The sequence below is a fragment of the Sutcliffiella tianshenii genome, from assembly GCF_016908565.1.
Classification (GTDB): Bacteria; Bacillota; Bacilli; order Bacillales; family Bacillaceae_I; genus Sutcliffiella_A; species Sutcliffiella_A tianshenii.
This window is the reverse complement of sequence record NZ_JAFBED010000011.1, coordinates 63,869-89,603: the sequence shown is the minus strand read 5'-3', so window position 1 is coordinate 89,603 and position 25,735 is coordinate 63,869. Positions and strand designations below refer to the sequence as shown.

Genomic DNA, 25,735 nt, shown 5'->3' with positions numbered 1-25,735 from the left:
GCTTATCGGGCTAGTTTTGAGCAAGCCGCTTAGAAAACAAGTGTCCAATTTTAAGGGTTCAGTACACTTCGCCTGTGGGGTCTCCCATGCCCTCTACTTTCCCGCAGGAGTCAAGTGTCCTCCGCTGCAATCAACTCAGTTTTTATAACATTATTTGCTCTACTGAAAAGAAAAAATGAGACAAAGTCCAATTTCCCCAACTTTAGTAAAGCAAATTTTATCCTATAATTCACCCCTGTTGGTTGGAGTGCAAGGTGTGAGACTCCTGCGGGAGCAGCGTGTCAAGGGAGACCCCACAGGTGCGTAGCACCGAGGAGGCTCCCGAGGCCGCCCGCGGAAAGCGAACGCCTGGAACGGAGACCAACAGGGAGTTGAATGTTCAGATTTAGTTTTTAGTCTAGACTTATTATAAAGCAAACATAGTTAGCATATAGAAAAAAACAAAAAATGTTCAAATTCAAAACAAGAACTACATGATATGATTAAGTTAGAAATAGGAAAAGGGGCGAGGGAAATGAAGAATGTTGGGGAAAATATACGACAATACCGTGAGCGTGCAAAGCTCACACAGAGTGAACTTTCTGTAAAGCTGAGGGTCGGTGCTGCAACGATCGAGAAATATGAAAGTGGTCAACAAATCCCGGATATGCAAACGATTTTGAAAATATCCACTGTCCTTGACGTTCCTGCTTCTGAACTGCTCGAATCTGCTTCACATATCAACTCGCATGGGATAGACCATGAGCTTGCACAATTAATTGAGGAAATAGGCGTTAAGCGTGCTAAGTTGATATTGCGAAAAGCAAAAGAATATTCAGATGAGGACTTCCTAAATGTGATGCAAATGCTTTTTGAAAAAAAGTATAAAATAAATTAATAAAATATTTAAAAAATATGTTTATTTTATTTTTCAAGTGGGAATCATAAAACTATCAAGGCTTTCTAGTATTCCCCCTTTTGTTTAGGGCCAAATCCAATTAGGATTTGGCCCTCTTTTTATCTATAGTTTTTGACGAAGCGTTCCATTCGTTTTATTGCTTCTTGAAGCTGTTCCATACTTGATGCATATGAACATCTGATGTATCCTTCGCCGCTTTTTCCAAATACGTCACCAGGGACGACTGCCACTTTTTCTTCGAGCAATAGCTTTTCCGCAAACTCCTGAGAAGATAGGCCTGTCTGTTTTACTGATGGGAAGGCGTAAAAAGCACCTCCTGGGACGTGGCACGGCAATCCTATTTCATTCAGGGATGAAACAAAATAGTTCCTTCTTCTGCGATAGCTTCTTTTCATATCCTCAATATCATTCCGCCCATTTTTCAATGCTTCGATCGCACCATACTGAGCCATGGTGGAAGCGCACATCATGGCATATTGATGTATTTTCAGCATTGCCTCCACTATATCTGTCGGCCCTGCAACAAACCCTAAACGCCAGCCGGTCATCGCAAAGCCTTTTGAAAATCCGGAAATCAAAATCGTCCGTTCCTTCATTCCCGGCAAGGTTGCAAAACTGGTGAAACTGGCATCAAAGCAAAGCTCCGCATAGATTTCATCCGAAAGGACTAAAAGGTCATATTTTTCTATAAGCAGACTTATTTCAAATAGTTCCTCTTTGCTAAGCATTGTACCTGTTGGGTTATTGGGGAAACAAAGAAGAATTGCCTTCGTATTTGGTGTGATGGCATTCTCGAGATCCTCCATATCCACCGTAAATCCATTTTTGGCATCTGCACCGACCTTTACTGCCCTACCTCCAACAAGTTCGATTAACGGAGCATAGGATACAAAACTTGGTTCAATGACAATTACTTCATCCCCCGGATCTACAATTGCACGTATGGCAAGATCCAACGCCTGACTTGCCCCAACCGTTACGATTATATCAGTGCTTGCACTATATGTAACATCAAATTGTTTTTCGAGGTATTGGCTGATACCGTTGCGAAGCTCCAATAAGCCTGCATTGGCGGTATAGGAAGTATAGCCGTTTTGTAATGAAGTGATACAAGCTTCCCTCACACCCCAGGAGGTGACAAAATCCGGTTCCCCCACCCCCAAGGAAATTACACCTTCCATATTCGCAGCCAAGTCGAAGAAACGGCGGATTCCTGATGGTTGAAGCTTCTTCACATGATGCGCTACCCGGTTTTTCATGGTGACACCACAATTCGTCGATCATCTTCTCCTTGATCAAAGATCGTCCCATCATGTTTATATTTTTTCATTATGAAATGCGTTGTCGTCGAAATGACGGAATCCAATGTCGCCAGTCTTTCAGAGACGAAGTTGGCCACTTGCGATAACGACCTTCCCTCGACCACTACCGAAAGGTCATATGCACCTGACATCAGGTAGACAGATTTAACCTCGGGAAAACGGTAAATGTTTTTTGCGATCTCATCAAAGCCCACATCCCGTTTTGGTGTGACCTTCACATCTATCATGGCAGTCACCCCTTCAAAATTGTCCACTTTGCGCCAATCGATGATGGCACCATATTCTACAATAATTCGCTGATTTTCCAAACGATCTAATATACCCCTTGTTTCCACTTCTGAAAGTTCTACCATTTTTGCCAGGACACCAACTTCGATTCGTCCGTTATCTTCAATGATCTGCAGTATGTCCAATTCTTTTTCTGTTAGTTGCATTGTACAGGTCCAACTCCTTTTCGATAAACGATGTCTCATTATAACAAATTATTCCTCTGATTGGGTTACTGTTATTTTACAAAAACTTTTAACAAATTTACACATGTTTGAAAATATTTATAGAGGTTAAAATACCTATATCATTGTGGATGGAGTGTTGAAAGATGAGGACGAATCACTTTACAGCAAACATAAACGGCATCAATGTATTTTACGAATTCCATCATGATTCCCACTCTAGTGGACTGTCAAAGCCTACACTTGTGATGATCCATGGCTTTTTGTCGTCGTCTTTCAGTTTCAGGAGATTGATTCCTTTACTAACAAAGGATTACACTGTTTTGGCGATTGATCTTCCTCCGTTTGGCAAAAGCGAAAAATCGAAGAAGTTTGTCTATTCCTATGAAAACCTTGCCAGGGTGGTAATTGCTCTACTTGATAAGCTTTCCATCAAAAGGACGGTATTGATCGGGCATTCCATGGGTGGACAGATAGCACTTAATGTAAGCAATCAGAAACCGGAGCTTGTCGAAAAAGTAGTCCTGCTCTGCAGTTCCGGCTATTTGAAAAGGCTTCCTGCCAGAATTGTCTATTCATCCAAAATTCCATATTTTTATCTCTATCTGAAATTCTGGTTGGCAAGGCAGGGACCGCTTAAGAACCTATTGAATGTGGTCTATGACCATTCACTGATTGATGATGAAATGATTGAAGGATACACCCAACCATTTTATGATGATCAGATCTTCCACGCCCTGACTCGAATGATCCGCGATCGGGAGGGTGATCTTGCATCAGATATCCTAAAGAAAATTGAAACACCGAGCCTCCTGATCTGGGGAGAGGATGATAAAGTAGTCCCCCTTGAAATAGGCAAGCGATTAAACAAGGATCTGCCAAACTCACATCTCATCACCTATAAAAAAACCGGCCACCTGCTCCCGGAAGAAAAACCGCAGGATGTAACGGAAAACATACTCGATTTCATCCAGACTTCGTATTAGTAAAAAAAGAAAAGCCCTGGCGGCTTTTCTTTTTTAGATGGAACATGATGAGTCTTCATTTTTAATATTCAGGAGCTCCATTGCCTTGTCCCGGCAATGGGACAGCGGTATATTCTCCTCGAACGAAAACTCATATATTGCCTGAATTCTTTTTGCCAAACTATTTATTTCATCAAGTTCATGAACAGCCTGGACTACATCCACACATTCCGTCTCGTATGCATCCACTCCATATCCCAATGGATCCCATTGAAGCAGGTTCTCCATTAAACGAACATTGATGCTCGGTTTCATATCCATTTGCACACCTTGCTTTCTATCTTTTACTTGTCTTTATATTATAACTCTTTAAACGGAAAATGTTGAGTGGGGGTACTGGATACTTGTTAAGGTTACCAGTTTAACGTGCTAATCCGATTACTCCCGTTACTTTATCGGTATTGGACAAGAATCGATAAATTTTTTAATATGTAAGAAACAAAGGGGGCAAGCAGAGGAATGGGTACATATAATTTTGATCAAATGATAAAAAGAACAGGAACATCCTGTGTAAAATGGGACGAAACAAAAAGTGTCTTCGGGTATGGAGATGTATTGCCGATGTGGGTCGCCGACATGGACTTCCAGGCTCCGTACGAGGTAACTGCCGCAATAAAAGAAAAAATGGAGCATGGCATTTATGGATATACATCTGTACCTTCATCCAACAGTGAAGCAGTTGTCTCATGGCTGATGAAACGGCACGACTGGAACGTAGAGAAGGATTGGCTTTCCTATATATCTGGTGTTGTTCCTGCACTCAGTGCGGCGATCCAATCGTTGACCGAACAAAACGATAAAGTGATAGTATTCTCTCCTGTCTATTATCCTTTCTATGACATGATCAATCTAAATGGAAGAAAGGTTGTCACAAGTCCCCTGCGCTTTGAAAATGGGCGCTATTCTATGGATATGGACCATTTTGAAAGCATGATTGATGAAGATGTAAAGCTTCTTCTTTTATGTAACCCACATAATCCAGGTGGAACAGTATGGTCCAAAGAAGAACTGAAACAGCTTGGGGACATTTGTGTGAAGCATCAAATAAAAGTGGTTGCAGATGAAATCCATGGGGATCATGTATTAAAAGGGCATTCCTATACTCCTTTTGCATCCATTTCTGAGGCTTTTGCCCAAATCAGCGTTACCTGTATCGCACCGACCAAAACCTTCAATATTGCAGGGTTACAGGCAGCTGTCATGGTTATTCCGAATAAGAGTATAAGAGAAAGTATCAATCTGTTTCAGATGAAGCAAGGGACCATCATGTTGAATGCATTCGGCATCGTTGCCATGGAAGCTGCCTATCGCCATGGGGATACATGGCTTGGTGAGGTACTGGAGTATATCGAAGGGAATATGGAGATTGCGATCGAATTCATCAATAGAGAGCTTCCTTCCCTTAAAGTAGCTAAGCCCGAAGGTACCTATCTGCTTTGGATTGATTGCCGAACCCTTAATCTGAAGGATGAACAGATTAAACACCTATTACTCGAAAAAGGCAAGCTCGCAGTCGATTTCGGGAAGAAATTCGGAGTAGAGGGCGATGGATTTATCCGAATGAACGTAGCATGTCCAAAAGAAACCTTGCTTGATGGTTTAAACCGTTTAAAAAAGGCCCTCACCTGATCATGAGAAAATGAAAATGGGTTATGCTGAAATGGCACAACCCATTTTTTATAAGTTCAATAGATGCTCCGTATTATTCAAGGAAACCAATATACATTTATCTCCATTTTTTCGCAATAAATGCATCCCTGTGTCTCCGGTATAAAAACTTACATTCGCCGTAACGGGCAACTGTAAAAATGATTTCAACAGGTTCGAGATTGTCCCTCCATGCGACACAATTGCAATCCTTGCAACGGCATAGCTTTCTGACAGTATTTTGGAGAAGGCGATTTCTGTGCGCAGCCTGAATTCCAATTCCGATTCCCCATCTTGTATTTTCTCGTGCGGCTTCCTTCCTCCAGGCGGCAATGGATATTTGGTCGCGGCAACTTCCCTCTGCATGCCTGCCAGTACCCCATTATTATATTCCATCAATCCCGGCTCCTTCATCAGCATACAACCAACTGTATCTGCAAGAATGGTAGCTGTCTCCGATGCCCTTTTTAAAGTGCTGGTCCAAATGATATCCGGGGGGCAATGCTCATTTAAGCGGCATGCCAATCTTTTTGCCTGCTCCCGCCCAAGATCCGTAAGAGGATAATCAGCTCTCCCTTCATGCACGTTAATGAGGTCTGCCTCCGACTGTCCGTGTCGTATTAGTAGTATCTCCAAAGATGAAACCCCCTTTATCTATAAATTTAAAATTATCGCAAAACTACGAACTATGTCAATAAGATTACGAATATTTCTTAAATAATACAAAAATAATGGATGTGTTCCTTTAACTGGCATAGAAAAAGATAAAAAACAGGCAGGAAAACGATTTGTTTTCCTGCCTGCTTTTTAAACAGCTTACTTCTTCTTTTCCGCCTCATCTACCGGCTCTTCTATCACTTTCTTTTTCTTTGCCACCTCTTTGGAAATGACCCCGCATGCTATTCTTGCGCCAGACTCTCCGGTTGGCTGTGTCATTCCGTCATCTTTTTCTTCAGAAATGATGATAGCAGTGCCATTTTTTCCGAAAAGAGACGCTTTCCCTTCTTTCAATGTTGCTGCAGGCGCCATCAGCTCAGCAATCACTGTACCGTCATCCTCAACAATGATATTTGGCAGATCTCCTACATGGGCTCCTTCTGGATGCAGTAGACCGTGTTCTTTGTCATCCGGGTTAAAGTGATTGCCTGCAGTTTTAAAATCAGGCGCATCGCACAAGCCTTCTTCATGTATATGTACACCATGCTCCCCCGGAGGAAGCCCTTCAAGGTTCAGCTTTACTGTCACTCCTTTGCTGTCCTCGGAGATTTTTGCCACCCCAAGGCTATCACCGGCCCCATTGAAAACCTCCACGTCCAGGGCGTTTATTTTTTCTTCCATACAACCATTCAACACCAATAGCAGCAGTACACTTAAGCAAGGTATCAATCTACGCATACTTTCCTCCATAACACTCTTTTTCCTAAGTTTCCCCGTAGAGAAGGAAAAGTATTTACGGAAATAAAAAAAGCTTTTTCCGTAAAGATCATGAAGCAATAAGGTTGTGCTAAGGATAAGGTGTCAACAATAGACACCCTGTTGTTCTCCGTTCCAGGCGTTCGCTTTCCGCGGGCGGCCTCGGGAGCCTCCTCGGCGCTTTTGCGCCTGTGGGGTCTCCCTTGACACGCTGCTCCCGCAGGAGTCTCACGCCTTGCACTCCAACCAACAGGGGTGAATAATAGTATAATATTTACCTTCCTAAAGTTTAAAAAATTGGACTTTGTCTCATTTTTTCACTTCAGTAGAGCAAAGGAGATTGAAACTTGAGTTGATTGTAGCGGAGGACACTTGACTCCTGCGGGAGAGTAAAGGGCATGGGAGACCCCACAGGCGAAGCCGAGGAGGCTCCCATCCGTTCCCGCGGAAAGCAAGTGTCCGGAGCGGAAATCAACGGGCTACATTTCATGTGTACATAATCTAATGCGAAAACACCCAAAAAAAGAGATGCCCCCATATACATAGGGTCCATCTCGCTTTATCATTTATTCTTTTATGATTTTTTCTCTCTTTAATCTTTCCTCTAATTCCTTCGCTTTTTCCGATTCTTTTTGGGAAACTTTCATGATCAGCCTGAAAACGAAAATCGCTCCGATAAAGAAAATGGTGAAAGTGATGGCAGCAGGGATATATTCTGATTTGTCCTCAGGAAAATAGAGAAACAATTGTAATATCATTGATGTGATGATCACGGTTGGAACACGACCTTTCTAATTGGGAACAGTCATGTTTCAGTATAACAAACTCCTGTTTTTTTGGGAAACATCTTGTGGCTTAATCAATTAGCTTCATGCTTTCGATTTTGATTTCCTCTGCTGGTTTTGCAGAGCCGTCCACTGGTACTTCAGCAATGGCATCTACAACATCCATGCCTTCCACCACTTGTCCAAACACGGTATGTTTATTGTCCAGCCAAGGCGTTCCCCCATGCTCTTTATACAATTCAATCGTTTCGGCGGGGAATTGTGCGCTTTCCATTTGGGCGATCATATCCTCTGTAACCTCGGATGCCTGTACGATGAAGAACTGACTGCCATTAGTCGAAGGACCTGAGTTTGCCATGGAAAGGGCCCCTTTTATATGCGGGTGATTTTCACTGAACTCGTCTTCAAACGGCTCGCCCCAGATGCTTTCCCCTCCCATGCCTGTTCCTTGCGGGTCACCAGTCTGAATCATGAAGTCCTGGATGACGCGGTGGAAAATCAACCCGTCATAATAACCGTTTGCTGCATGCGTGACAAAATTTTCTACAGCCTTGGGTGCCGCATCCGGATATAACTCGACTACGATCTTACCTTTTGATGTAGTGATTTCAACCTTATCGTCCTTTTTATCATATTCATAGGCAGCCTCTTCCCCACCACCGGTTCCTTCAGTTTCATTGTTGTTGCTTGTACCTTGTCCACAACCTGCTACAATAAGAAGTAGAGCAAGCATCAGTACTGACCAAATTTTCTTCATGTTGTTTTCACACTCCATTATTTATTCTTTATAGAAGATATTACTAGAAATAGTGAGAAAAATCATCATTTAAAAATTGAGGGGGACTTAAAGTGGAAGAAATTAAAGTTGGCTCGATCGTTACAGGCATCTATAAGACGGGAAAATACATAGGCGAGGTGACAGATGTCCGTCCCATGCATTATTTAGTGAAGGTGAAGGCTGTGCTGAAGCATCCTCAACAAGGGGATCTTCATGCCCCGAAGGAAGTGGACGTTCCTCTTTTTCATGAAAGGCGTGCACTTGCCCATAATGAACAGACAAACATCCCGAAAAATATGGTGAAGCTCTACGGTGGAGAAGTGATTGAATACAAAGAATCGTTGAAGATCGCACTCGAGAGCTCCAAACAGGCACTCCATGATGATAAGAGTGAATGGGCACAAAAATGTCTCCAGAATCTGTCTGTCCTAGAGACGGAATATAAACTATAAAATTTCTATCTTGCAAACTGAAAGCCAAATCACTATTGAGGTGATTTGGCTTTTTATAAGGCATACTTATTCATTATTTTAGATAGGTCGATCCTGTCTCCTATGGTAGTGGGCTTCGGCCTTGCCAGGTAGCTTTTATCCTTTTCCACCAGCCGGAATATGTTATAGGTCGTCAGGGCATCATCCAGAGCCCGATGATGTTTTCCTGTACCTTCTTTTCCATATTCCTGTACCGCTTTCCAAAGTCCTGTTTGATTTTGATCTCCAAAGAACTTTTTATATTCCATGGAAAGGTCGACTTGTTTGCATGCCAAGGGAAACGGCAGGCCATGATAATCACAATTGTTCTTCAGTACCCTCATATCCATGTTGCCCCATGTTATGACAGTCCCTCTTTCCTCTGCTTTAAAGGAATTCAGGACGTCAATCAATTCAAAGAAACTTATCCCCTCATCCACCTTTTTCTGGCTGATATTTAAAAAGGATCGGCAGCGGTCCGTCAGGATAGGAAATGCTTTAGGCTTAATATATGTGGAGAATTGCTGGATGATTTGATCCTTCTCTACTGCAACGATGCCTGCTTCAATGATTTCAGGAAAGAAATTCTTGGGGTAGTGCCTGTTCTCAGGCATGGTGAACTCAAAATCGATAAATAAAAACAATGGAGGAAGACTCATCTTAACCCTCCCTTCTATAAATTTTCAGAATTTTATTACTTTATTATATCACGGGTATATAGGATTTAAGTACGATAATTCATACAATTTTCAAAAAATATGCTTGTTTTTCGCCTTTTTGGTTGATTTTTTCCAATGATGCGTTATTATTTAGTTATACGAAATATTTAATATTCGAAATAACCAAAGAAGGTGAGTAATATTTCTACGTCAGGACGGAACATGTTCATCATGTGGTTTGCGAACTTTTTCGTTGCTGCGAGTGCTACAATGGTTCTCCCTTTTCTATCTTTATTCATTGAAACGTTCGGGAATTACTCTGATTCCTATGTCCAGCGCTGGTCCGGTTTTATTTTTGGGATTACATTCCTGACAGCGTTCCTGGTTTCACCAATATGGGGAAGAATCGGCGATAAGTATGGCTATAAGCCCATCCTGATATTAACTGGTTCCGGGATCGCGACTAGCATTCTATTGATGAGCTTTGTCGAAAGTGTACAGGGGCTTTTTATCTTGCGCATGTTCATGGGATTGGTTACCGGTTTCATTCCGACTTCCATGGCCCTCATATCATCACAGACTCCCAAGGAAATAGCCGGAAGGACACTCGGGACATTGCAGACAGGCACTGTTTCCGGAGGGTTATTGGGTCCATTGCTTGGTGGGATGCTTGCCGATTCCTTTGGGTTTACTTATACTTTTTTCATTACCGCAGGAGTCATCTATTTAGCAGTTTTACTCGTAGCATTTGGCATTAAAGAAAAGAAAAAGCAGCCAAAAAGCGATAAAGAGAAAAGCTATTCGCGCAAAGAGGTTTTGGCATACATTGTCCAAAAACCGATGCTGCTTAAAATCATGCTTCTCTCCTTATTGATACAAGCTGCAAACTTCAGCATTCAACCATTATTGACACTATATGTAGGCGAATTGACCGGTGCGGCCAACCTTGCCCTGCTTGCTGGATTTGCCTTCTCTGCAACAGGTTTCGGCAATCTGCTGGCATCTCGTAATTGGGGAAAGCTTGGAGATAAAATCGGTTATGAAAAGGTGATTGTACTATTGATGTTCCTAAGCTCCCTGCTTTTTATCCCGCAGGCCTTGTCTACATCATTATGGCAGCTTGTACTGTTCAGATTCCTGTTCGGAATGGTCGTAGGCGGACTGATCCCATGTATGACTGCCTACATTCGATCTGCAGCTCCACTTTCCATGCAGGGGGAAGTACTCGGTTATAATGTAAGCTTCCGGTTTCTCGGGAATGTCATCGGTCCTGCAATGGGCGGACTGATCTCGAGCTTCTATAGCATCTCGACAGTATTTTATGTAACTAGCTTCATTTTCCTCTGCTCAGGAATCATCCTGCTCTACGGGATCACCCATCCACAAAGAGCAGAAAAAACTGTGGAATCATCCAATTAAGCGTTGCAGCATTCACCTGCTGCAACGCTCTTTTTTATTCCTTCTTCCTTTCTCTAGCTTGTTCCTGTATTATTTTGTTAAAATACCCGTTCAAAGGAGGCCGTCATGTCGACCCTACAAGACTACAAAACAAGTATCCTTCATGCATTCCACACTCAATCCAATCGCGAACACAAGGATCCCATGGAAAAATATATGCGAAATCATTTTCCGTTCCTAGGCATCAGGACCCCGGAAAGAAAAGATATTTTACGCCGATTCTTGCTTGAAAACGGTAAGCCCGCTCTGGAGTGGCTCGAACCGCTTGTCATCTTTTTGTATAGTCAGCCTGAACGGGAGTTCCATTATGCAGCACTTGCCATGATTGATATCAACATAAAGAAATTGGATGCAGATTTCCTGCCGCTACTTGAAAAATTGATAGTGACAAATTCCTGGTGGGATACCATCGATCATATTGCACCAAAACATGTCGGTGCAATCCTTTTAAAAGACAAAAAAGCAATTGCCGACTATCCTGACAGATGGATAGAGGACGATTACTTTTGGCTTCAACGTTCTGCCATCCTATTTCAATTAAAGTACAAACAAAAGACAGATGAAGATAAACTTTTCGAATTAATTAAAAGAAGGAAAGATTCAAACGAATTTTTCATTCAAAAAGCGATAGGTTGGGCTCTGAGGGAATATAGTAAAACTGCCCCGGATGCTGTCACAACATTCATCCAAAACAATGAATTGGCACCGCTCAGCAAGCGGGAAGGCATGAAGCATGTGCATGCACTTGACTTGAGATAGATAAAAAGGAGGAAGTGGAGCTTTAAGACGCCACTTCCTCCTTTTACAATCATCTTTTTTTCAAAATCGCCATCGTGCATCTGGAAACACAAATAAGCGCCTCATTCTCATCGACAATTTTGATATCCCATACCATTGTCGTTTTTCCTCGGTGCAGCACCGTACCGATGGCGGTCACCACCCCATCCCTTTTTCCTTTAAGGTGATTCGCATTTATTTCGAGGCCGACACAAATTTCAGTCTCCTGATCGATCAGATTAAAAGTTCCGATACTTGCCACTGTTTCTGCCAGTGCAACAGATGCTCCCCCATGCAGCAATCCGAATGGCTGATGTGTACGCTTATCCACCGGCATCGTTGCCACAGCTCTTTCTTCTGACAATTCAATGATTTCCATCCCGAGTGTTTCAATTAATGTATTGGTTAGCTCCACTTTTTTTCCTCCTATCATTTCCCTTTCTTCAATAATACTATTGCAGAAAGAAAGATTACAGAAAAGAATAGAAAAATCGGGAGTAAAGCCGGCCAATCCCACATAATATTCAACCTCCTCACTTACCTCTCCGGAAGAACAAGGCTTTTTCAAAGGCTCTTTTCGTTTAGAGTTGTTGCTTTAAGAAAAGGGGTTTTGCTAAAGATACAAAAATTGCAATATATCTAAATTTTCGTTTCAGTCGCGAATTTAATTTGGTATTATGCTCCCAATACCAAATAATGTTTAACTCGTGAGTTGATTGTAGCGGAGGACACTTGACTCCTGCGGGAGAGTAGAGGGCATGGGAGACCCCACAGGCGAAGAGGAGGCTCCCATCCGTCCCCGCGGAAAGCAAGTGTCCGGAGCGGAAATCAACGGCTACATTTGATGTGTACAAATTTTCTAAACAGCAACTATGAACACAAAACGACCTTTTAAATTATTGCAATCCTGTGAGTTGAGCAGTCCTTGGTTATCGCATATAATGATAAAAGACAAATGATAATTAGAGGTGAAATGCGTTGAATAATGAAATACCTCTACATGATATTTCGTTGGAGAAGACATTTGAGAAATATGAAAGTAAATACAAGGCGGTTGCAGATAAAAAAAGGCTTCACATCATGAACCTTCTCTGTCAACACGGAGCAATGTGCGTATGCGATATGGTCCCATTGATCGGGATGCCACAGTCGAAGCTTTCGTATCATTTGAAAATTCTGCTTGATGCGGAAATTATTAAAAAAGAGACAAAAGGTACATGGAGCTATTATTCATTGAATCAGAAGGAAGTTGACAACCTGTTATCCGAGGAGCTTTGCTGTCTGTTCAGGTAGGTTTAATGGTGGAAAAAACAGACCGGTCCATTTCATGTGAAATCATGAAATGGAGGCGGTCTGTTTTATTTTTAATATATATATTCAAGATTCACTGTAGCGTTAATGGTGATCTCCTGGGGTTCGATGGGGGTGCTTGCTTTTTCCTGCAGGGCAAAGCCTGCATATCTTGGCCCAAAGAACACTTGCTGGGCCACTTCTTCCACCCTTACTGGGACAGGGTGAACACAAACCCCAATGGACCTTGCCATGGCACAAGCCTTTTTATAGCCATCAAGGATTGCCTGCTGTAACACTTGGCGGTATATCGCTTGGTAGTTGGTAGCTTCAAATGTCAGGTTTTCCGAGATGTTGGCGCCATTCTCAAAGGCGATGTCCACAACAGAACCCACTTTCCGGATATCCCTTACCGTTACCCGGAAAATATGCCGTACTTCATAGGATGTCAATACTGGTGTGCCTGACTGGTCTGTGTATTTGGGAAAGGAGGTATAAGAGGACGTCTCAATATCATTCTGGGCGATTCCTGCTTGAAGCAAGGCTTGGATCATTCTGTTGGCTATTATCCGATTTTCCTCCTGGGCCGTTTGTACGTTCGGATTGGCCGTAACCACCCCCAACTGGATATACGCAATATCTGGCCGGACTTCTTTTTTAGCCGTTCCTTGGACTAGCATTTTACGATATGTTGGACTTTCCATACACACCCGCCTCTTCATTGACTATTCATATATTCTTGTAACTAAATGTATGAAGATGTGGGTGGAAATAATACTTTATCTGTATTTTTGAAGAGAAAAGGTGGGATCATTCTGTTCTTTATACCATCTATAAATATAGTACAAGACAAAGGAAATGGCTGATACAAGTAAAAGCTCGATTCTATATTGCACGATGAACTGCGCCTGATGCCAGACATAATTCCCCATAAAGAAGAAGATCGTCACCCATACTATGGCAGCTGAATAGGCAGCCAACGCAAATTGATAAAATGGGAGTTTCATAAAGCCCGCTAAAAATGGCACGACATTTCTTGCTCCGGGAAGGAAGTAGGAGATGCATAGAGCAAACGCATGATACTTATTGATGAGCGCTTCCCCTCTTGCCAGGGAGGCCTCCACTTTTTCATTTTTCTCCAAGGTGGAATATAACCCGCTTCCAAGGCACCTCCCCAATAGATAGCACGTGGTCAAACTTGAAATCACGCCCAAATAGATGGTCAGCAGTGCAGGGGTGGTCTGCAGGATTCCTTTATAGGCAATGATTCCTATTGAACTGACAAGCACTTCATTTGGGACCGGTATGCCAAACATGCCTAACCAGAGCCAAAAAAACAATCCTATATATCCATAGTCACGTATTAGTTGTAAAATAATATCAAAATCCATGCGATCCCTTCTTTCCGCATTCAGCGAAGGATTTGATACAAATTGTTTTTATTTGTTCTTCTTCGTGTTACCTCTTTATTCCTTTTATTTCAGCTCTCTAAACTAAATAACTCGCTGACAGATTTTTCTATATTACATGTATGGAAAGGAGATTGTGCATGACCACCACTAAAACGGTTCTGATTACAGGCGCTTCCGGAGGCTTTGGAAAAACGTTCACGAAAGTATTTTTACAGGCTGGCTATCACGTGATTGCCACGATCAGGCAGGAAAATAAAAAACAGGATGTCCTCTTTGGCTTATCTGAACAGGAACGAAGGAATCTTACCCTTATGTTCTTAGATGTATCACATGACCAATCTGTTGCGCAATTTCAAACTGCATTAAGAGCTTACAATCGGATAGATGTGCTTATCAATAACGCTGGGTTTGCCGTCGCCGGGTTCGCCGAAGAGCTTACCATAGAGGAATATAAGCTGCAATTTGAAACAAACTTTTTCGGTGTGATCCGCGTGACTAATGCTGTGCTCCCCCTCATGAGGAAGCAAGGCTTTGGCAGGATCATCAATATCAGCTCGATCAGCGGTCTGGTAGGCTTTCCCGGACTTTCCCCCTATGTATCTTCCAAGTACGCCCTTGAAGGTTACAGTGAAAGCCTCCGCTTGGAGGTAAAAGACTTTGGAATAGATGTTGTGCTTTTGGAGCCAGGTTCTTTTCAGACAAATATATGGACAAGCGGCACACATCTTTCGGAAAATGCGGGTGGTGACGCTTCCCCATACAAAAGCATGTTTACATCGATAAATAATAGAATGATAGCAGATAGAGAAAAGTATGGTGACCCCATTGAGGTTGGTGTCCTGGCGCTGATAATTGCAGAATCCCAGAGGGCTCCATCCCTTCGCTATACAGTCGGGAAGGGGGTCAACTTTATGCTTACCCTTAAAAGGCTCATCCCCTGGAAAATTTGGGAGCGCCTTGTCCTGAAGCAATTGCAGAAGCCCTGAATGGCCACTTCCTTTGGCTGACAACTCTCCAAACCGGTATTTTTACATATATTGAGTATGTAATAAAAATTTGGTTTGGAGGGAAAAGTCATGTACTACCATCAATATCCCCAGCCACATTACTATCCCCGCAACACGTACTTTCCCGTTTATCCTTATTTAAATGGGACCTATATCCCGAAGTATCGTTCATACCCCGGAGTCGACCCAACTCTTTTCACTGAATCCGCAGGCGCAATGCAGCAGCTGATGAAGGAAGCGAGCATTATCTTAAAGAAATTATCCGAATCTAAAGATTTTGCTTCTGAAGTGATGGGTGCCGCACAGGAAGGGAAGATGGAGAAGGTGGATCAGCTTTTAAAAAGCACAGGGGTACATGCCGGTGTAAAAGCCGATTACAACCCGGATGGCATCAATTTAAAGCTTTCCTCTTCTGTCGGGGAAACGGAGTGCTGTCATTTGACGATAACGCTGAGATGGCGATAGCAGGGCGCTTATCATAAATAAAACAAGGACTGCCTGATCGCAGTCCTTGTTTCGCTTCTTAAAGGAAGGCTTAGGAAGTCCTTCTCCGTTGAATATAGATTAGGGCCATTCCCAATGAAAGTAAGATAACTCCAAACATTAAATACGTATAAATTGATGTAGCAGTTATCGGTAATGTGTTTTTCCCTTTTTGTTTTTCTTTTTCTGGTGTAGAAGACTCCTCTTCTTGTTTATCCTTGTCTTTATCTTGGTCTTCGTCTTCCGTATTTTCAGGGTTTTCCTTATCAGGATCCGTTATGACAGGATTTTCTTCCTCATTCCCTGGCTCTTCCGGTTCTTCAGGAGTTTCAGGATCTGTACCTTCTGGCTGCTCATTCATTTCAATGTAGCCCCTGGCATCCTTCACTTCCAACTTTACATTGTCTATGATAATCTCATGGGCTGTTGGAACATCCATGTTATCCACTTTACCCAGTAGAAATTTCAAGCCTGTCATATCATCGGCACCCGCTTCAAATTCAAATGTGAATGTTTCGGTTGTCGGGGATATTTCCAGGATTCTCTCAAAATATCTGGTATAGTTTGGCGCCCCATTATCTATCACTATTTCCATTTTCCTATCTACCGTTGACCTGACATCAAATTCTAATAGATATGTCCTACCTTTCGTCAACTCAAGGTTTTCTTGGAAAAAGGAGATATCCCATGGATTATTGCCCAGATTGTCGATCTTGATTACCGCTTCTTCTTCCTCTTCTGTCACCGTTGCGCTGGAAGGTCCATCATAGACTCCTTGGACATGGGAATTCCAATGCTCCAATTCCAATCCGAAGTCTCCATTTTTCAGAGGAAACAGTTTCTCTCTTTCTTCTTTGATTTCTACCAGTACATTGTCAATAGTGACCTGGTGACTTTTGCCGATTATATCCGCTCCATCGATTTTCCCAAGCAGGAACTTTAAGCCGGCTGTCTCCGAAGTTTCCATATCGAATTCAAATGTGTATCGCTCAAACTCTGAGGTCAATTGCACTTTCTCCGATAAGAATCGAGTATATTGACTATCTTCCATTACTACTTCCATATCACGGCTTTCACTTGATTTCGCATCAAAAGAAACAGTATAGCGGTATCCTGATTTCAAAGGGAGATTTTCCTGCATGAAGATCACGTCCCAAGGATTGTTTCCTTCATGATCAATGGATATTTCCGCCTTGCCGTCGACCACTTGAAAATTCGCTTTGGAAGGTCCATCATAGATTCCTTGAACATGGGAATTCCAGCTATTCAATCCGTCTGCAAAATTTCCGTTCTTCAGTGGGAATATCTCATGAAGGGGTAAAGCCCCTGCTTCAGGCTTTGACACTTGCAATAGTGTCACATCATCCAGCCTGACATCATGATTGCTGCCTCCCAAATAAAATACCAGCTGGCCTTCAAGGTCTTCCAGATCATTCATTGTCAATGCAACAGTCTTTTCTTCACTTACCGTGGTCAATCCAACTGTTTGTGAACCAGAGTAATTGACAGAACCGTCTTTGCTTACCAAGGCAACCTGAACATCCCTGTCGGCTGCAGCACTTGCTGTGAATTTCAACAGATATTCGCTGTTTTTCTCAAGTTTTATGCCTTTTTGGACAAGCTGTAATGCCGGGACATCCCCGCCATCGTTGATATCCACTTCTAGCGCCCTTTGCTCTTCTGTTACATATGCTTGTGCATCTGCACCGTTTATTATAAAATTCCAATATGTCATTCGGTCCATGCGGCCCTGATCAAAGGTACCATTATAAACGTGGTTGCCATTACGTAGCGGTTGCTTCGCTGCGTCTTCGTTGTATGGATCGATGGCATCCACTTCTTCCACTTTCACATTACCTATCCAGACTGTCTGGCCATTCAGACCCATGTTGAACTCCAATCGTGCTTTTGAATCGGATTCGGCTTGCATCTGGAAAGTGTATGCATAAGATTGAACTTCATCCGTTAACGGCACTTCATAATTTGCGGAGTAAAGGGACCATCCTCTTTCTTCACCGCCGCTTACCTTCATATTTACATTTCTGTTACCTGAAGCTTTTGCATCAAAGCTTACTTTATAGGTTCTGCCCTTCCCGAACGGCAATTGCTGGATGAGCTGGACTGAATGTGGTTGTCCTCCCGCTTTGGAGATGTCCACTTTTGCAAACCTTTTTTCATGGACGGTATCCACACTTACTGCCCCATCGCCTCCAAACTGATCTAAATGAACAAAGTTCCAATATGTATCATTTAGCTGATCTGTTTGTGCTTTTACAGTAGTGAAGCCTCTCTCATAGTCTGTATCATAAATATAGTTGCCATCAATCGCCTCTTTGGAACCGCTTGGCAATTCCTCCGGTTCAAAAACAGGTTCTATCGCCTCTCTATACTCGCTATCTTCCATTTTATACACCTTTACATAATCCACCAGCATCTCTCCAGGGAAAGAGGTCGAATCATCGGGACCTCCTCCATACCATCCTCCGATTGCAAGGTTCAGTATCAGATAGAACTCCTGGTCGAATGGAGCCGGGTAGGAATACTTGGTTGCATTTCCTGTACCGATGCTGCTCCAATTATTCAAAGTCTGGAACAGCTCACCATCCACATACCACCTGATTTCGCCAGGTTCCCATTCCACTGAATAAACATGAAAGTCCGTGATATCTTCTCCGTCAGGAAAATGATAGTCTTTGGCCGTGTAGGTGTTATTTGGCCATTGGCCACCATAATGAATGGCTCCTCCCATTTTATCGGGTGTGCCACCAGCCGCCTCCATGATGTCGATCTCGCCTGAAGCTGCCCATCCACCATACTTGTCTTCCTCTGGCATCATCCAAAAAGCTGGCCAGAATCCTTGCCCAGCAGGCAATTTGATCTTCGCCTCGAATTTTCCGTATTTCTGATTGAACTTACCCTTTGTATGAATCTTTCCGGACGTATAGTCATATGTCCCTCTATCATCCGAAACTGTTTCTTTTTTTCCTTCGATTGTCAGCATTCCGTCTTTGACTTTCACATTATCCTGTGAATAATACTGCAGTTCTTCATTTCCCCATCCAGGAACATAGTTGCCGTCTTCCTGGACAAAGCCATTCCCCTTATCATATGACCATTTGCTGTCATCAAGGGTGCTTCCCTCGAATTCCTCTTCCCAGACAAGCTGCCAATTTTTATCCATTTTTGATTCCACCGCTCTTTCACTGGCATTTTCATTTGCCATGGCGGGAGCCAAACTTGCCCACATCAACAACAAAGCCAAAGCTACACTTACCCCTTTTTTCACCATCATCTTTCTCCTCCCCAAAATTCAAATGTGGTTCTGCAAATCTCTTACTTTACCACCTCCTTTCATTTATTAAGTTTGTTTCAGCTTGAATTGATGCAGCTTAGACAAAATGTTCTCATCAAATGTAGCCCGTTGATTTCCGCTCCTGCCACTTGCTTTCCGCGGGGACGGATGGGAGCCTCCTCGGCTTCGCCTGTGGGGTCTCCCATGCCCTCTACTTTCCCGCAGGAGTCAAGTGTCCTCCGCTACAATCAACTCACGGGATAAAGCATTAATTGCTTTAATCAACAGCCTTAGTAACAATAAATTCGTTACTAAAATAAAAACCAAATAAACCCATTTTTTCTTTTAGTAAGGTAAATTTCTAACTTAAGTCACCCCTGTTGGTTGGAGTGCAAGGCGTGAGACTCCTTGAAAATGCAAGCATTTTCTGCGTGCGATGTATTGCTGCCGAAGCCTTCCTTGTCCTGCGGGAGCAGCGTGTCAAGGGAGACCCCGCAGGCGCTTTAGCGCCGAGGAGGCTCCCGAGGCCGCCCGCGGAAAGCGAACGCCTGGAACGGAAATCAACAGGGTGTTTTATGTGGACTTCTAATCTTTAGCCCAGCCCTATTATCAAGTAATAATCTTTCCGAGGAGAACCTTTTCAAAAGATCCTTATAAAAAAACCACTCAGGGAAGAGTGGCTAGATATTTCTTGTTTGGATGATTTCTTTATATCGCTTTGCGCTATCTTTAAGGACTCTTTCTTGTGTTTCAAAATCGACGTAGACCATTCCAAATCGCTTGTCGTATCCGAATGCCCATTCAAAATTATCAAACAAGGACCAGAGGAAGTATCCTGCGATATTCATTCCTTCTTCATTCAATTCCGCTACAGCCTTAATATGCTTTTCTACATAGTCAGTACGCTCTTTATCATGGACACATCCGTTCTCGACGAAATCGTCATATGCCGCGCCGTTCTCTGTTATGTAGATTGGCAGACTGGTATAGTTTTCTCGCAGGCCTCTAATCAGTTCCTTGAATTCCTTCGGAGAGATATCCCAGCCCATCCCCGTTTTCGGATAATCGGAATAAGCACCTTTATTTAGCATTGGTGAACTTGGATCAAACTCAACCAATGATCTTGCATAATAGTTGATCCCGAAGAAATCACATGCCGTTGAGATCGATTCCAAATCTCCTTCTTGGATGAAATCAAAGTTATGAATCAATTTAGAGAACAAATTGATCATATCCATCGGGTAGGAGCCTTTGAAGATTGGATCCAGGAACCATCTGTTGGCATAGCCGTCTGAATTGTTTCTTGCAATCTGGTCATTGATCGTATTAGTAGGAGCATATGCCGGTGCAAGGTTAAGGGTAATCCCAATCGGTGTAGAAGAGCCGAATTTTCCTTTTAACAATTTAACTGCTTCTCCATGTGAAAGCAGGATATGATGCGCTGCCTTCACCCCTTCTTCCAGGTTCGTATGACCAGGCGCGTGATGTCCAAGGTGGTAGCTTAAGAAGCTTGCGCACCATGGTTCATTGTGCGTAATCCAAGAGTAGACTAAGTCATCTAATTCTTCATAGCACTTCTCAGCAAACTCAAGGAACCATGAAACTGACTCGCGGTTTACCCATCCGCCCTGTTTATGAGCCCACATCGGAAGGTCCCAGTGGTATAAGGTAACCATTGGTTTAATCCCTGCATCCAATAAGCCATGAATCAATTTTTTATAAAAATCCATTCCTTCTTGGTTATAGACGCCTTGCTCTGGAAATACTCTTGGCCATGCAATGGATAGACGGTAGGAATCCACACCAAGGCTTTTGATGATGTTAATATCTTCTTCATAACGGTGATAATGGTCGCAGGCAATATCCCCCGTATCCCCATTCCACACTTTTCCTGGCGTTCTTGAAAAAGTATCCCAGATGGAGGGAGTGCGCCCGCCTTCATCATGCGCTCCTTCTATTTGATAGGAGGAAGTTGCTGTTCCAAAAATAAAGTCCTTTGAAAAACTTGACATGCCGATCACCTCTTCTATTTATCTAGTTGTATTGGCTATTCTTTAACTGATCCTGCTGAAATGCTGCTAATGATGTACTTGGATAAGAATAAGAAAATAATCATGATCGGAACAACGGAAATAGCGATTCCGAGATACATCGAACCAAGGTTTTCCGCTACTTTTGATCCTCTTAAAAAGCCCATCATAACAGGCAATGTGTACTTTTCGGGACTGAATAGCACTACCAATGGGGTGATATAGTTGTTCCAGGATCCGATGAATGTGAAAATACCCATGGTGGCTACTGCCGGCATCATGATAGGTAAGCCTATCGTGTGGAAAATCCTTATTTCACTTGCTCCATCCATTCTGGCAGCCTCCAATAATGTCGGATGCAAGGTGGAGACAAGAAATTGTCGTAGGAAGAAAACAACGAATGGACTTGCTATTGCCGGAATGATTAAAGGAATATAGCTGTCCAATGTACCCAATGTTTTGTTAAGGTCATAAAAACCGATCAGTCCTAGCTGACCTGGTACCATCATCAATATTAAAACGGATACGAATAGAAAATTTTTACCTTTAAAGTTATAGATTGCGAACCCATACGCCGTCAATGCGGAAAAATATGAGCTTAATAATGTTACACAAATTGCGATGAATACACTGTTTCCAAAGCCTTGCCAAATATTGACGAAGCTCATGAGTCTTTCATAGTTTTCCATAATGGCAGACCCGGGAATCATGGTAAATCCTTGTCTAAGGATCTCCGAATTGGACCTGGTTGCATTGATAATCATCATATAAAAAGGGATAAAGCTAATAATCGCAAGCAATATTAAAAGCCCGTATAGGATGCTTTTTACAAAAATCCTTTTATTCACACCATCTCACTCCTAATCCATGCTTTTGCGGTACATAGCTTTAAATGTTGCAAACGAGAAAATTAAAGTTATTAAGAATAATCCGTATGCTACCGCTGCGGCGTATCCATAGTTGTTAAATTTAAATGCCTGATTATACATATATAAAACCATCGTATTTAAAGATCCTTGCGGCGCACCCATTCCGTCCGTCAATAGCATCGGAAGTTCGAAAATCTGCAATCCGCCTATCAAAGAAGTAATCATAATGTATAACATGATCGGCTTTAATAAAGGCAGTGTAATATGGAACAACGTTTTCCAACGGTTAGCTCCGTCAATAAGTGCCGCTTCATAATAATCCTTGGAGATTCCTGAGATTCCGGCCATCAAGACTATAAAAGTGTGACCGAACCACATCCAGGCTCCAATAAGTGCAACCGACCATTTGGCCGTCGTCGGGTCGTTAAGCCAATTGATAGGTTTAGAGATGACCCCTAAGTCCATCAATAAGTGATTTAACGTACCATGGTGCCATCCTAGTAAAATTCCGAACAACAAAGCTACGGAAGCAATGGTAATCAGGTTCGGTAGATAAAGGACCGCCCGGAAAAATCCTAGGCCTTTCATTTTCAGACGAATATCTGAGAACAAAATGGCTAGCCCCAATGCAATCAGCATTTGAAAGAAGAAATTGACTCCCCAAATGTACCAAGTATTAAAAAATGCCTGTAAAAAGTAGCTGTCACTCAGCAGTCTTGTATAGTTAGCCAATCCAACAACCTCAGGTACTCCCATACCGGAATAGTTGGTAAAACTATAATAGAAGGTTAATAGTATTGGATAAATGCTAAAAATCGCAAAGACGATGAAAAATGGCAGGATGAACAGGTATCCATAGTGATCTTTTTTCTTCACAGTAATCGCCTTCTTTCTTTTAGAGGATGTTCAAAAAGTCCGGTAAAAAAGCTATAGAATTTCTTCGTCAGCTTGCCTCTCCGCTCCGCAACATTCCCAACAATACGCTGCGGTGCTCGAGACTTCACTTCCTCGAACTTCTTTGCTCTTTTTATCCTCCTTTTTGAACCACTCACTTTAAATGATGTGATGGGAGCCGATTTATCTGCTCCCATCACATCCACTTGTCACATTATTCCGGTGTTTTGATATCCGGATATGCATTTTTCACTAAACGATAGAATTCCTCGATTGCTTCTTCTTTCGTTTTTGTTCCCTCGACATATTCACCGACCATGGATCCGAAGAAGCCGTCGATTTGTTGGTCATATCTTGTTACTATACCTGGATTGATGTTTTGTGCTTCATCCAAGAAGAATGTATAGTTGTTTTGGCCACCTAAGAATGGCTCTGAGAAATCACCTTTGATCTTTTCAGTAACCGGCAGGTAAGATAAGACATCTCCCGTTTCTGTTGCCCAATCTGTCAAGAACTCTTCATCATGAGTCATCATCTGTACGAATTCCCACGCTAAGTCTTTATTGTCAGAGCCTTTATAGATTCCTAACCAAGTACCACCCCAGAAGTATGGGTTTGGTCCGTTTGTCACTGCCCAATCTCCAACTGTTTCTTTGGTATTCGTTTTCAATACACTGTGTAGACCCCAAGTCGGTAGTGCGTATGCAAATACCTCCGTCTGATCTGCTGCGTCTTCTTTCACTTCTTCCCATCCTGCATTGTAATTGATCGGCTCGTCCATTGCAGCAAACCACGCAGGGGACCATTCAGGAGCAAATGCAGTCAAATCTTTTTCTCTTAAATCCTTAGCATAATCAAAGTAGTTGATTCTGCCTTCTGTAAGTACCAATTCATTATTTTCGTTCACCCATGGCTGCGGATCTTGACCTTGTGCAAACCAACGTACCGCTCCTTCATCCGGGAATAAACGATATCCAGCCGACTTCAATTGCTCCCCAACTTCAAACAATCCATCCATATCACTTAGCATTTCCCCGATTTTGGCAGGGTCATCAGTACCTAGGACTTCGTTTGCAATACTTCTTCTATAGAAGATTCCACCAGGAGTCGTCTGCCAGGATACGGCTTTGATTTTTCCTTCGGAGTCTTTCCCTAAATCGAATACATAAGGAACGTAGTCTTCTTCCCAATCTTGCACATTATAAGGCTCTTGGGAAAGGTCCTCCCAGTAATCTTGTTCCACCCAATCCTTAATGAACGCGAGCTCCCCGGTAAATACATCCGGAGCACCTTTTCCGCTCTCTAACACAGGACGTAAACGAGTTGGATAATCTTCAATCGGAATGATTGTAAGATCAACGGTAACGCCATTCTTTTCCTTGAACACATTGATAGGTTCCTGCAATTCGTCAGTAAAAGACCAAACAGTCAAATCAGCTTTAGAAGCTGTTTTGTCACTACTGCATCCAGCAAAAACTGATAAAGAAAGAATTGCAGTAATCATTAATAATAGACTTTTCTTCAATTGAACTACCCCCATTAAGATTTCTTTTATTTTCTATCCTTGCATTATATTACTAAAGCGCTTTCGTAAATCCCTAAAAAATACTAAAGCGCTTTCGTAAACATCGGAAACAGGAAAGGAGGATATGCTAATCCTACAATCCTTGTTGAACCAGAGAAAAAACGGTCAGCCTTTTATCGGCATGCAAGAATCTCTTTCCAGCAGTTCTACTGGAATGGTGATGGCTACACTGGTTTTTCTTTTTTCGTTGATTTGTGATATAAGTACATCTGCTGCTTGTGACCCGATCAAATCCATATTCTGTCTGATTGTCGTTAAGGCAGGATTAAGATGTTTTGCAATTTCAATATCGTCGAAACCTACTACAGATATATCTTCAGGCACTTTTAAACCTTTTGCCCTGATTGCCTTCATTGCCCCGAGCGCCATATTATCCCCTGCTGCATATACAGCGGTAGGTGGGTTTTCCAAGGATAATAATGTATGCATCGCCTTTTCTCCTCCCTCTATGGAGAAGTACTCACCGCTTACAATATACGATTTGGGGATATCGAGCTTTTGCTTTTCAGCAGCTTTCAGAAACCCTTTTAATCTCTCAGTACCTGCAAATGTTTCCTGATGACCGTAGATATGAGCTATTTTCCTATGACCCAAAGCGTACAAATAATCAAAAGCCAATACACTTCCATGGCTATTATCGCTGTACACGACACTTGATTTCGTGCTGTGCATATCGATTACAACTGTCGGAAGATTGGATTCCATCAATTTCTTCACTTCCGGATCATCAACAACCGAACATACAATGACTACTCCATCCACTCCTCTATACTGAAAGTGATCCAAGTAGCTTTTCTTCTCATTCTGTATGTTCCTTGAAACAAAGAGCATATCATATCCGGATAGCTCAGCTCTTTGTTTGAAGCTTTCAATAACTGCGTTAAAGAATGGATGCTTCATCCCTCCGCCGAGTGACTCCATGAATACAACACCGAGTGTCCATGACTTTTTGGTAGTCAATGTCCTGGCATGTGAATTTGGGAAATATCCCATTTCTTCCACAGCCGCTAATACCTTCTTTTTGGTTTTTTCACTCACATCAGTGTAGTTATTCAAAACCTTTGAAACCGTAGTGATAGAAAACCCTGTTTTTTCAGCAATGTCATAAATTGTTGTCATATTTTCTCCCTCACTCGAAACGAAAGCGCTTTCGAAACCTAGTATATGATACACAACATCCTTAGTCAAT

At 42.4% G+C, this 25,735-nt stretch carries 27 protein-coding genes; 9 read left to right on the top strand and 18 right to left on the bottom strand.

Annotated features, from left to right (window positions below; genetic code table 11):
- The first annotated feature begins 514 nt into the window (after positions 1-514).
- Entirely contained in the window at positions 515-877 is a 363-nt protein-coding gene (locus JOC95_RS18485; protein ID WP_204418929.1) for a helix-turn-helix domain-containing protein, read from the top strand.
- A 119-nt stretch (positions 878-996) separates the two neighbouring features.
- Here JOC95_RS18485 and JOC95_RS18480 read toward each other — a convergent pair whose 3' ends face one another.
- Complete coding sequence (locus JOC95_RS18480; protein WP_204418927.1) at positions 997-2,157, bottom strand: aminotransferase; 1,161 nt, start codon at positions 2,155-2,157, stop codon at positions 997-999.
- Positions 2,154-2,654, bottom strand: a complete 501-nt coding sequence (locus JOC95_RS18475; RefSeq protein ID WP_204418924.1) for an Lrp/AsnC family transcriptional regulator — start codon at positions 2,652-2,654, stop codon at positions 2,154-2,156. Before JOC95_RS18475 ends, JOC95_RS18480 begins: the two co-directional genes overlap by 4 nt.
- Positions 2,655-2,818: 164 nt before the next feature.
- Between JOC95_RS18475 and JOC95_RS18470 the strand changes: the two genes are divergently transcribed.
- Positions 2,819-3,658: an alpha/beta fold hydrolase gene (locus JOC95_RS18470; RefSeq protein WP_204418922.1), complete on the top strand. Its 840-nt coding sequence runs from the start codon at positions 2,819-2,821 to the stop codon at positions 3,656-3,658.
- 33 nt (positions 3,659-3,691) lie between these two features.
- Here JOC95_RS18470 and JOC95_RS18465 read toward each other — a convergent pair whose 3' ends face one another.
- Positions 3,692-3,958, bottom strand: a complete 267-nt coding sequence (locus JOC95_RS18465) for a DUF1871 family protein (RefSeq protein ID WP_204418920.1) — start codon at positions 3,956-3,958, stop codon at positions 3,692-3,694.
- A 198-nt stretch (positions 3,959-4,156) separates the two neighbouring features.
- Here JOC95_RS18465 and JOC95_RS18460 point away from each other — a divergent pair, with 198 nt between their 5' ends.
- On the top strand, positions 4,157-5,326 hold the full coding sequence (locus tag JOC95_RS18460; RefSeq protein ID WP_204418918.1) for a MalY/PatB family protein: 1,170 nt from the start codon (positions 4,157-4,159) through the stop codon (positions 5,324-5,326).
- A 48-nt stretch (positions 5,327-5,374) separates the two neighbouring features.
- On the opposite strand, the gene JOC95_RS18455 is transcribed toward JOC95_RS18460, so the two are convergent.
- From JOC95_RS18455 to JOC95_RS18440, 4 genes are all read right to left on the bottom strand, one after another.
- The gene (locus JOC95_RS18455; RefSeq protein WP_204418916.1) at positions 5,375-5,980 is read right to left on the bottom strand and encodes a histidine phosphatase family protein; all 606 of its coding nucleotides are present in this window, start codon (positions 5,978-5,980) and stop codon (positions 5,375-5,377) included.
- A gap of 180 nt (positions 5,981-6,160) precedes the next feature.
- Positions 6,161-6,739: a superoxide dismutase family protein gene (locus JOC95_RS18450; RefSeq protein ID WP_204418914.1), complete on the bottom strand. Its 579-nt coding sequence runs from the start codon at positions 6,737-6,739 to the stop codon at positions 6,161-6,163.
- A gap of 584 nt (positions 6,740-7,323) precedes the next feature.
- Positions 7,324-7,524 carry a hypothetical protein gene (locus JOC95_RS18445; RefSeq protein ID WP_338083120.1) on the bottom strand — a complete coding sequence of 67 codons (201 nt, stop codon included), beginning with the start codon at positions 7,522-7,524 and terminating at the stop codon, positions 7,324-7,326.
- 88 nt (positions 7,525-7,612) lie between these two features.
- On the bottom strand, positions 7,613-8,299 hold the full coding sequence (locus JOC95_RS18440) for a peptidylprolyl isomerase (protein ID WP_204418912.1): 687 nt from the start codon (positions 8,297-8,299) through the stop codon (positions 7,613-7,615).
- 92 nt (positions 8,300-8,391) lie between these two features.
- Here JOC95_RS18440 and kapB point away from each other — a divergent pair, with 92 nt between their 5' ends.
- Positions 8,392-8,772 carry a kinase-associated lipoprotein KapB gene (gene kapB / locus JOC95_RS18435; RefSeq protein WP_204418910.1) on the top strand — a complete coding sequence of 127 codons (381 nt, stop codon included), beginning with the start codon at positions 8,392-8,394 and terminating at the stop codon, positions 8,770-8,772.
- Positions 8,773-8,825: 53 nt separating this feature from the next.
- On the opposite strand, the gene kapD is transcribed toward kapB, so the two are convergent.
- Positions 8,826-9,449 carry a 3'-5' exonuclease KapD gene (kapD, locus tag JOC95_RS18430; protein WP_204418908.1) on the bottom strand — a complete coding sequence of 208 codons (624 nt, stop codon included), beginning with the start codon at positions 9,447-9,449 and terminating at the stop codon, positions 8,826-8,828.
- Positions 9,450-9,671: 222 nt separating this feature from the next.
- Here kapD and JOC95_RS18425 point away from each other — a divergent pair, with 222 nt between their 5' ends.
- Together JOC95_RS18425 and JOC95_RS18420 are read left to right on the top strand one after the other, a co-directional pair.
- The gene (locus tag JOC95_RS18425; RefSeq protein ID WP_239583004.1) at positions 9,672-10,868 is read left to right on the top strand and encodes an MFS transporter; all 1,197 of its coding nucleotides are present in this window, start codon (positions 9,672-9,674) and stop codon (positions 10,866-10,868) included.
- Positions 10,869-10,973: 105 nt separating this feature from the next.
- On the top strand, positions 10,974-11,666 hold the full coding sequence (locus JOC95_RS18420; protein WP_204418905.1) for a DNA alkylation repair protein: 693 nt from the start codon (positions 10,974-10,976) through the stop codon (positions 11,664-11,666).
- 49 nt (positions 11,667-11,715) lie between these two features.
- On the opposite strand, the gene JOC95_RS18415 is transcribed toward JOC95_RS18420, so the two are convergent.
- Complete coding sequence (locus JOC95_RS18415; protein ID WP_204418903.1) at positions 11,716-12,117, bottom strand: hotdog fold thioesterase; 402 nt, start codon at positions 12,115-12,117, stop codon at positions 11,716-11,718.
- 545 nt (positions 12,118-12,662) lie between these two features.
- Here JOC95_RS18415 and JOC95_RS18410 point away from each other — a divergent pair.
- The gene (locus JOC95_RS18410; RefSeq protein ID WP_275580588.1) at positions 12,663-12,977 is read left to right on the top strand and encodes an ArsR/SmtB family transcription factor; all 315 of its coding nucleotides are present in this window, start codon (positions 12,663-12,665) and stop codon (positions 12,975-12,977) included.
- 71 nt (positions 12,978-13,048) lie between these two features.
- On the opposite strand, the gene JOC95_RS18405 is transcribed toward JOC95_RS18410, so the two are convergent.
- A complete protein-coding gene (locus tag JOC95_RS18405) occupies positions 13,049-13,678 on the bottom strand; it encodes an SIMPL domain-containing protein (RefSeq protein ID WP_204418901.1) in 630 nt (209 codons plus the stop codon).
- Positions 13,679-13,753: 75 nt separating this feature from the next.
- Complete coding sequence (locus JOC95_RS18400; RefSeq protein WP_204418891.1) at positions 13,754-14,365, bottom strand: DedA family protein; 612 nt, start codon at positions 14,363-14,365, stop codon at positions 13,754-13,756.
- Positions 14,366-14,523: 158 nt separating this feature from the next.
- On the opposite strand from JOC95_RS18400, the gene JOC95_RS18395 reads away from it, so the two are divergent.
- Positions 14,524-15,372: an SDR family oxidoreductase gene (locus tag JOC95_RS18395; protein WP_204418888.1), complete on the top strand. Its 849-nt coding sequence runs from the start codon at positions 14,524-14,526 to the stop codon at positions 15,370-15,372.
- Between the two features lie 90 nt (positions 15,373-15,462).
- Positions 15,463-15,858, top strand: a complete 396-nt coding sequence (locus JOC95_RS18390) for a YuzC family spore coat inner layer protein (protein ID WP_204418885.1) — start codon at positions 15,463-15,465, stop codon at positions 15,856-15,858.
- A gap of 70 nt (positions 15,859-15,928) precedes the next feature.
- Here JOC95_RS18390 and JOC95_RS18385 read toward each other — a convergent pair whose 3' ends face one another.
- The 7 genes from JOC95_RS18385 to JOC95_RS18355 form a co-directional block, all read right to left on the bottom strand.
- Positions 15,929-19,168 (bottom strand): carbohydrate binding domain-containing protein, encoded by a 3,240-nt coding sequence (locus JOC95_RS18385; RefSeq protein WP_239583003.1) that lies wholly within the window; start codon positions 19,166-19,168, stop codon positions 15,929-15,931.
- Between the two features lie 680 nt (positions 19,169-19,848).
- Positions 19,849-21,180, bottom strand: a complete 1,332-nt coding sequence (locus JOC95_RS18380) for a GH1 family beta-glucosidase (protein WP_204418883.1) — start codon at positions 21,178-21,180, stop codon at positions 19,849-19,851.
- Between the two features lie 35 nt (positions 21,181-21,215).
- A complete protein-coding gene (locus JOC95_RS18375) occupies positions 21,216-22,046 on the bottom strand; it encodes a carbohydrate ABC transporter permease (RefSeq protein WP_204418881.1) in 831 nt (276 codons plus the stop codon).
- A 12-nt stretch (positions 22,047-22,058) separates the two neighbouring features.
- Positions 22,059-22,943, bottom strand: coding sequence for a carbohydrate ABC transporter permease (locus JOC95_RS18370; protein WP_204418877.1), 885 nt, complete (start codon positions 22,941-22,943; stop codon positions 22,059-22,061).
- The gene (locus JOC95_RS18365; protein WP_204418873.1) at positions 22,940-23,158 is read right to left on the bottom strand and encodes a hypothetical protein; all 219 of its coding nucleotides are present in this window, start codon (positions 23,156-23,158) and stop codon (positions 22,940-22,942) included. The genes JOC95_RS18370 and JOC95_RS18365 overlap by 4 nt, the downstream gene beginning before the upstream one ends.
- Before the next feature lie 17 nt (positions 23,159-23,175).
- Positions 23,176-24,486: an ABC transporter substrate-binding protein gene (locus JOC95_RS18360; RefSeq protein ID WP_204418869.1), complete on the bottom strand. Its 1,311-nt coding sequence runs from the start codon at positions 24,484-24,486 to the stop codon at positions 23,176-23,178.
- 165 nt (positions 24,487-24,651) lie between these two features.
- Positions 24,652-25,665: a LacI family DNA-binding transcriptional regulator gene (locus JOC95_RS18355; protein WP_204418866.1), complete on the bottom strand. Its 1,014-nt coding sequence runs from the start codon at positions 25,663-25,665 to the stop codon at positions 24,652-24,654.
- Positions 25,666-25,735 lie beyond the last annotated feature (70 nt).